Source organism: Epilithonimonas sp., from assembly GCF_056329745.1.
On record NZ_JBWEYV010000027.1, the window covers coordinates 25,422 to 33,866 of the forward strand.

The 8,445-nt window shown below is 37.8% G+C and carries 7 protein-coding genes and 1 tRNA gene; 1 reads left to right on the plus strand and 7 read right to left on the minus strand.

Annotation, left to right across the window (positions count from 1 at the left end):
* Positions 1 to 3: 3 nt before the first annotated feature.
* The 5 genes from AC00Y6_RS14825 to AC00Y6_RS14845 all read right to left on the minus strand — a co-directional run bounded on the left by AC00Y6_RS14825 (position 4) and on the right by AC00Y6_RS14845 (position 6,113).
* The gene (locus tag AC00Y6_RS14825; RefSeq protein WP_474491390.1) at positions 4 to 2,442 is read right to left on the minus strand and encodes an alpha-ketoacid dehydrogenase subunit alpha/beta; all 2,439 of its coding nucleotides are present in this window, start codon (positions 2,440 to 2,442) and stop codon (positions 4 to 6) included.
* A gap of 185 nt (positions 2,443 to 2,627) precedes the next feature.
* Positions 2,628 to 3,545, minus strand: a complete 918-nt coding sequence (locus tag AC00Y6_RS14830; protein ID WP_474491391.1) for a ribonuclease Z — start codon at positions 3,543 to 3,545, stop codon at positions 2,628 to 2,630.
* A 54-nt stretch (positions 3,546 to 3,599) separates the two neighbouring features.
* Positions 3,600 to 4,184, minus strand: a complete 585-nt coding sequence (rdgB, locus tag AC00Y6_RS14835; RefSeq protein ID WP_474491392.1) for an RdgB/HAM1 family non-canonical purine NTP pyrophosphatase — start codon at positions 4,182 to 4,184, stop codon at positions 3,600 to 3,602.
* 61 nt (positions 4,185 to 4,245) lie between these two features.
* Positions 4,246 to 5,061 (minus strand): lysostaphin resistance A-like protein, encoded by an 816-nt coding sequence (locus AC00Y6_RS14840; protein WP_474491393.1) that lies wholly within the window; start codon positions 5,059 to 5,061, stop codon positions 4,246 to 4,248.
* The gene (locus AC00Y6_RS14845; protein ID WP_474491394.1) at positions 5,061 to 6,113 is read right to left on the minus strand and encodes an ABC transporter substrate-binding protein; all 1,053 of its coding nucleotides are present in this window, start codon (positions 6,111 to 6,113) and stop codon (positions 5,061 to 5,063) included. Before AC00Y6_RS14845 ends, AC00Y6_RS14840 begins: the two co-directional genes overlap by 1 nt.
* Before the next feature lie 59 nt (positions 6,114 to 6,172).
* Between AC00Y6_RS14845 and AC00Y6_RS14850 the strand changes: the two genes are divergently transcribed.
* Positions 6,173 to 6,246: transfer RNA gene (locus AC00Y6_RS14850), tRNA-Arg, on the plus strand.
* On the opposite strand, the gene AC00Y6_RS14855 is transcribed toward AC00Y6_RS14850, so the two are convergent.
* Both AC00Y6_RS14855 and AC00Y6_RS14860 read right to left on the minus strand, forming a co-directional pair.
* Positions 6,212 to 7,783, minus strand: a complete 1,572-nt coding sequence (locus AC00Y6_RS14855; protein WP_474491395.1) for a recombinase family protein — start codon at positions 7,781 to 7,783, stop codon at positions 6,212 to 6,214. The two genes, AC00Y6_RS14850 and AC00Y6_RS14855, sit on opposite strands and share 35 nt — an antisense overlap.
* 97 nt (positions 7,784 to 7,880) lie before the next feature.
* Positions 7,881 to 8,177, minus strand: a complete 297-nt coding sequence (locus tag AC00Y6_RS14860) for a hypothetical protein (protein ID WP_474491396.1) — start codon at positions 8,175 to 8,177, stop codon at positions 7,881 to 7,883.
* Positions 8,178 to 8,445 lie beyond the last annotated feature (268 nt).

The window sequence follows — 8,445 nt, forward strand, 5'->3', positions numbered from 1 at the left end:
AAATTAATAAATCGTCGGGTATTTTCCGGGATTAATTTCAGTAAACAGCTTATAAACTTTTTCTACAACCTCGTCCACAGAAGGCTTGCTAAAATAGTCGCCATCGCTGGCATACGCAGGCCTGTGGTTTTCTGCTGAGATAGTCAACGGATCGGAATCCAAAAACCTAAAAGCTTTTTGTTTCTCCAAAACTTGTTGAAGGATAAAAGCAGATGTACCACCTTCCACATCTTCGTCTATAATAACCAAGCGGTTTGTTTTCTTTAAACTGTCTGAAATCTCATGACTAAGATCAAACGGGATTAGGGATTGGATGTCAATCACTTCCGCAGAAATACCAACATTTGCTAGTTGCTCAGCCGCTTCAGAAACGATACGCCACGTAGAACCGTAGGTTACCAAGGTCACATCTGTACCAGGTTTGGTAATTTCCACTTTACCTACCGGCACGGTAAATTCGCCAAGGTTATCAGGCTGTTTTTCTTTTAGACGGTAACCATTGAGACACTCCACAATAAGAGCCGGCTCATCACTCTGCAGCATAGTGTTGTAAAAACCTGCAGCTATGGTAAGATTTCGGGGAACTAAAATATTAATCCCTTTTGAGAGGTTAAGAATTCCGGCCATTGGTGACCCCGAATGCCAAACACCCTCTAGCCTGTGGCCTCTTGTACGGATAATAACAGGTGCTTTTTGCCCCCCTCTGGTACGGTATTGCACCGTAGCCAAGTCATCACTCATGCCCTGAAGACAATAGAGGATATAATCCAGATATTGGATTTCTGCAATAGGACGTAAACCGCGCATTGCCAACCCGATACCCTGCCCCAAAATTGTAGCTTCGCGGATGCCGGTGTCGGCAATTCTTACACTGCCATATTTTTCTTGAAGACCTTCCAGTCCCTGATTAACATCACCGATATTACCTGTATCTTCTCCAAAAATAAGCACTTCAGGATATTTTGAAAAGATCTTATCAAAATTATTTCTGATGACAACACGGCCATCCACATTAGGTGACTGATCCGAATATATGGCCGCAACTGCCGGAACATTAGTCGCGCGCCACTCTGATTCCGAATATAAATGAGAAGAATAATTATCCCGCTCTTTTGCCGTTGCTTCTTCTAATTTTTGTTTCAGAATCGCAACAGCTTCGGATTTTGCACCTCTTACAGTCAACAAGGTCTTTCTTGCCAAATGAAAAACATCTTTTTTACTCACAGTAATTAGACTACTGAATTTTTGTAATTCTGTGGACACCGCTGGGTTAGTCTGAGCCACTGTTTCAACTAGGGGCAGTAATATATTTTTAGTCTCTGCAATTGCTATCTGATATCTGTCCCAAGCCTTTTTTTGGCCTTCTTTTACTCTTATTTTGGCTTCAGCATCTATTTTATCCAATTCCTCTCGGCTGGCAATAGTTTGTACTTCAGCATCTTCATCAAATTTAAATGAATATCCGGCAATCCACTCCTTAAATTTCTCAAGACAGTCAAATTCTGACTCAAACTTCAGTCGGTTTTCGTTTTTATAACGTTCGTGCGACCCCGAAGTGGAATGCCCCTGCGGCTGCGTTACTTCTATCACATGGATAACAACAGGAACGCGCTGTTCCCTTGCCAACATCTCGGCTGTGGCGTAAACATCCATCAAGGCAGGATAATCCCAGGCTTTAACCTGCATTATTTCGCAACCCTGTGTTTCATCGTCTTTCCTCTGAAACCCGGAAAGCATCTCAGCAATATCCGTTTTAGCCCTTTGATTTTGGGTAGGCACAGAAATACCGTAACCGTCATCCCAAACCGAAACAATCATAGGAACCTGTAATGCGCATGCGGCATTCAAAGTTTCCCAAAAATGACCTTCTGCCGTAGATGCATCTCCAATAGTGCCAAATGCGATTTCATTTCCGTTTTTGGAAAACTTCTCAGAACCTGGGAATTTAACTGATTTATAAACATTAGAAGCCTGCGCCAGTCCCAGAAGTCGCGGCATCTGGCCAGCAGTAGGCGATATATCAGCGGAAATATTCTTTTGAGCCGTAAGGTCTTTCCAGCTACCATCAGGATTAAGGCTTCTTGTAGCATAATGCCCGTTCATCTGCCTTCCTGCGGACGCCGGCTCGCGTTCTATGCTGGTATCTGCATAAAGCTGCGCAAAAAAACTTTCTATAGTTAAAGCTCCTACCGCAAGGGAAAAAGTCTGATCCCTGTAATATCCGGAACGAAAGTCTCCGTCTTTGAAAACCTTTGCCATTGTGAGCTGGGGCAACTCCTTACCATCACCAAAAATACCAAACTTAGCTTTCCCAGTCAATACTTCTCTCCTTCCCAGATAACTCATCTCGCGGGAGATTCTTGCCAATTTGTAGCTTTCGATAATTTCGTTTCGGAACTCCTGAAACGATAATATTTCGGTATCTATAAAAGTTTCTTGCATGATGACTTCATTTTTGACAAATATAAAATTTTTACATTAATTTTTACGAAAATGATATTTTTAGTTTAAAGAAAAAAAATTAAACAATTGAAATTACAACGTCAAAACATCGATAATAATACATCCGAAGGTGATATAATATCAATAATCATAAAAATATTATGCATTAAAACAGATAATCCAGCCTAACCGATTTTAATTGTTTCGAGCGCTTTGGGTAAAAATGTATTGGGAAAAATCTGTCGTGCCTCATCTGTCATAACACTAAGGTCACTATAGCGGTTAGAAAAATGCCCCAAAATCAGCTTACCAACATTAGCTTTCTTAGCAATAGTAGCCGCTTCCAGCGCTGTGGAATGTCCCGTATAATCTGCCATATCCTTGAGGTTATTCAGAAATGTGGACTCGTGATAAAGTACATCTACATCTTTGATTATCGGGATAATGTCTTCTTTATATTTGGTATCGCTGCAAAATGCGTAAGAAACAGACGGTTTAGGATCTGTTGTGAGGATTGTATTTTCTATAACGGTTTCGTCTTCACAAATAAAATCTTTACCCAAACGCAGGTTCTGGAAGTCGCAGATTTCAATCTCTTTATACCTGGCAATTTCTTTCATATTAAGATGTCGCTCTTTGGGCTTCTCGCGGAAGAGGTAACCATTACAGTAGATTCTGTGATTAAGGGGAATGGTGAAGACCTCTACCCTTTTATCTTCGTAGATTTTTTCTGAAACTTTCTTATCCAGCTCATGGTAAATTACATCAAATCCTTTATAGGTTTCTGTGATTTCAAAAATGGTATCCATCATCTTTTTGATGCCTTTTGGACCATAGATGTGCAGTGGGGTTTTTCTCCCCAACAGCCGGAAAGAAGCCACCAAACCCGGCAGCCCGAAACAATGGTCACCATGAAGGTGCGAGATAAAAATATGGTTGATCTTGGAGAACCGCACTTTGGCTTTCCGCATCTGTACCTGCGTTCCCTCGCCACAATCGATGAGAAAATGCCGCTCTTCCATTTCCAGGAACTGGGCGGTAGGCGAAGAATTGATGGTGGGAATTGCGGAATTGAATCCCAGAATGGTAAGATATGTGCTCAATTTTCTAAACTCTAATGAAAATTACGAGGTAAATATACAAAAACATTGGAAAACCTAAAGCACACCCCCTCTGGTATTAAGATAATCCAGAAACTTTTTAAGCGCTTCACTACGGTGGCTGATTTTATTTTTTTCTTCGGGCAACATTTCTGCGAAAGTCATGTTATAATCATCTGGGATGAAAATCGGGTCATACCCAAAACCTTCTTCCCCAAAAACTTCCTTGGTCAAATTACCATAAACGCGGCCTTCAAAATAATGCTCACCATCGCTGTCTTTAAAACATAACATGGTGATGAAATAAGCGCGCCTGTTGGGTTCATCCTTCATCTCTTCCAAAACTTTTTCGATATTTTTTTTGAAATTATGATCGCCCGCATATCTTGCCGAGTAGATCCCAGGCCTTCCGTTAAGTGCTTCTACAACCAATCCGCTATCATCACCAAGGCTGGCTTTACCTGTATTTTCAAAACAATATTTAGCTTTAATCAGTGCATTTTCGGCAAAAGTATCACCATCTTCCACTATTTCATCATTTAGATTATAATCAGAAAGGCTTGTCACCACGTAATCTGTTCCTAATATCTGTTGTATCTCTTCCTTCTTATGTAAATTATGCGTTGCTACTAAAATTTCCATGCCTTGTTTTTAAATGATAATTGATGAATGATAATTGATAATTAATGAAATACTAAATTTTTTATTCTTTATAAATAATGTTTTTCTGTACGGCAAAAAAGTAAAATGGAATTATGAAAATAACCAATCCCGCCAACAGTAACACTTCGCTTTTTATATGGAACAAATCCGAAAAAGTCTCATCATCTGTACATAACATCATTATGGCCGATGCCAGATTATTAAAAGCATGCAGCAAAATCGACATCAGTAAAGATTTGGTTTTGTAGTACACCAAACCCAATACCAAACCCAAAAGCATTGCGCCCACAAACTGCCATGGGTTAAAATGTGCGAGCCCGAAAATGGCAGCTGAGATTACGATGGCCGTCGCTGGTTTTACATGGTTGTTGAGCATGCCTTTCATAATAATTCCGCGGAAGAGAATTTCTTCCAAAACTGGTGCAATAATTACCGTCATTAATACCAATGAAACCGGTTCCTGCAAAAGTTTTGCAAACTGGGCACTATAGATTTTATACAGTGCGCCCAGCCATCCGCCGGTTGTGGGTATCAGTTGAGTGGCATAATCCGCCACCAGCATCATCCCAAACATCATCGGAAAGATCAGTAAGTAAATGCGAAAAGGTTTTGTGGAAAAATCGAAATGAAGTCTATTTCCATCTTTCCTAACAATTAAGAGATCGAAAAACACAATCGGTACCAGCATGGTAATGGTGTATGCTACCAAACTGAACCATCCTGTATCCTGGACATCCCTTTGTAACAGCGAAGATAATCCCAAGCCCAAAGCATAGGCCAAAGACTGGCCAATCAACAAACCGATGAATAATAAAAGTCCTGAGAAAAAATCTAATTTATAATTCTGATTATTCATTACTTAAGTGCTTTCATATAAACCAAAGGTTGATTATTGAATATCCTATTTTCCGGATGAAAAATTTTAAAATAATCCCTCAAAACCAAATCACATCTCACGACACCGGATTCAAAATAATCATTGGCACGGTCTTTCTCCCGATTGTTAATCATAAAAAGCTGCCCTGTTTCGAAAACTTTCATTTTGGCATAATTGGGATTAAGCGTTAATAATTCTTTTTTGTTTTGATGCGGGCTAATATTGATCCAGTAAGAAATATCTTCTGATTTTACAAACACTTCTTCAAAACTCAACGGGACAGCAACAGATTCTTTATTATTGGCTAAAATGTATTTTCCTCCTGCATCGTTGATTAATTGAGCTACGAAGGATTTGCCACCCGGCAAAAACCATTGGCTCCCGTACATCTCATTACATAAAACGCCTGGACGTGTTTTGGTTTCTGCTGCTAATTTCTGAATTTTGTTATAATTCTCGCGGATTACCTTATATTTTTTTTCAGCACGATTCTCTACTCCAAATAATTTACCGAAAAGTAACAGGTATTTCGACTTTTCCAATGGATTTTGCTCCAGGAATTCATCCAGAAAAATAACTTCGATTCCATTTTTTTTCAAGATATCATAAGTGTTGGCAAAATTGGGAACATAATTGGTGAAAACCACATCAGGTTTGTTGGCCAATATTCTTTCCAGGTCATATTTCTGCTCATTCCCGATGTTTTGAATCTTATTGGCTGCAATGAGTTGATGGATTTTTTCTGAGAAAATATATTCGGGGCTGGAAACGCCTGTAATTTTATCTTCCAATTCTAGTTCAGAAAAGAATCCCACAAGGCTTGAATTAAGCAGCATTGCTTTTTTGAAAGGTAGTTTGGAATTTGAAATGGTATTTTTAAATTTCCCTGAATTGAGAATCAAAACACCACCATTCTCAGAATAGTTAACACGTTGTGAGATTGTAACCCAAGAAGGATTTATTTTTGCACTTTCTTTTTTACACGATAGAGCAAAAAGAAAAATAAAAATTAGAAAAAAAATGCGTTTCATCTTCCAAAGAACGTAAAATTTGTCTATATTTGCAAACCTTTAAATGATAAGGAAACAACGGACTCGTGGCGCAACTGAATAGCGCATCTGATTACGGCTCAGAAGGTTACAGGTTTGAATCCTGTCGAGTTCACAAGACGGGGATTAAGATTTTTTAAAGTCTGATCCCCTCTTTTTTTTCTTCCTAATTCCTTCTTAATCAAGAAGATACTTTTAGCAAAACTATTCATTTTAGCGGTTCGAAAACTAGTTCCATCAAAAGTTAACTTTTCAGGAAATATCGAACCAATAATCGCGCGTTTATCCATCAAATTGGCAGTTCTATAATGATCTGCGACATTTGTTACTGCATCTAATGCCAGAGAAAGTTTTTTTTCAATTTCACTCTGTGGGCTTTTCTTTATTAAACCTAATTTTTCTTCTAACTCGTCCAATTCACTTTTATACCTGTTCTTAATGTCTCTAAAATCATCTTCATCGATTTTATCAGATAAGAACATATCTCTTGCCTTTGAGATTCTTTCATTTAAAGAGTTGATTCTATTTGTAGTAGTAGATTTTTCATCTTTTATCGTTGATGAAACACTTTTAAAATTATGTAGAATCATCATATTTAAAACTTTTCTAATACCAGGCTGAAACTCATATTTTGAGAGCTCACTTTCAAATAGTTCATTAACTAAATCAGAATTATGTCTAAATCCACAGGCAGAACTGCAATGATAGTAGTAATAATGCTTTTTCCTTCCTTTTGAACCGCTTGCAGTAAGATTGTTTCCACATTTAGGACAAAGCAAAATTCCTCGCAGAGGGTATCTTTCATCATTAATCACTTTTCCTCCTGGCAACCTCAGATCCTTGTTCCCTTTTCGCCGTAAAACGTTTTGAACCTTTATAAAGAGTTCTTCTGATATTAACGGGTCGTGTTTTCCATCCACTATTTTCTCCTCTTCTTTTTCATTACCACGTAATAACAGCTTCCCACAATAAGCTACATTCTTTAAGGCTTCCATAAAAGCATTTAAAGAAATATCCCTCCCGTCACGTTTGTTCATTTCAACACGCACCATAGCTGTAGGTAAGTGACCCTTTGCCACTTGTTTAAATGCCCATATTATATTAGAAGCTTCCGGCTCCTTTATGGCGACATATTTCCTTCCATCTTCTGTGCATTTATTAATATAACCATAAGGAGCAATTCCCATCATCCTGCCTTCCTTTATTGCTCTTCTCATACCATTTGTTACATTCAGGGCTCTTCGATCGTTTTCAACTTCAGGCGTGGATAAATAAATTGCTAACAACACTTTATTCTCAGGGATGCTCAAATCCAAAGATTGCTCAATGGCTTGAGGAGTGATATTTTTCTTTTTAAGATGACCAATCATCAGATATGCGTCACTTGTATTTCTACTAAATCTGTCCCATTTTGTAAAAAGCAGCAGCCTTCCTTCTTTCTCTGCTCTCCTCCTACTAAATTCAAGCATATATTTTTTCCATTCAGGGCGTTCAAAAGACTTTGCTGAGTGATCTTCAAAAATCACCTTACCAATTGTTAATCCTGATCGAAAGCAATGGTTACGCAACCTCTCCTCTTGATCTCTTTGGGAATACCCTTTATCTGCCTGTTCATCTGTGGAAACCCGTATATACAAGTCAGCAATAGCCATAATAGAAAAATTAAAAATTACGAATCAATATAAAATCACACGACATTGTAATAAATTGATTATTAAAGTATTTAGAAAACTAAATTACAAAAAAGATTTATTTAGCAGAGAAAACCTCTTTCAAAGTTATTTTTGCTATAATGCTCAGAAACTGCATCAGCTCACTTATCTCTTCGGCAGTTAAATTAAAGCCACAATCGACCAATATTTTCTGTGACTGCTCAAATGTTAATTCTTCAAATTTCATAATAGGTTCGAGCTCAAATTTTTCTGTGCAGTTTCCTTCCTGATTTTTTAAATATTTTTTCCTTTTTTTAGCAGCCATCTTATATATTCTAAAAGCAGAAATGAATATAGCCAGCTGGCAATAAAATGGATATTGAATCGTTTGCAAAGGGATAATTTGACCTATAGTTTCCTATCCATAATAAAAGAGATTTTTAAAAGATAAAAAAAAACTGTCGCGGAGTGTGTGAGATTCCAAGCACTCCCAAATCAAAATTCACTTTTTGCTGGTCATTAATTCAGTATTATGTGTTTTGAATTAGTTATTACTAGTTTGATTTTGGCTGCACGGTAGAATATTAACTAATTTAGCAACGACTCCTGTAATCTTCCCCAAAAACAAGAACATTTAAAAATATAGTTTTTAAATTTGGAAG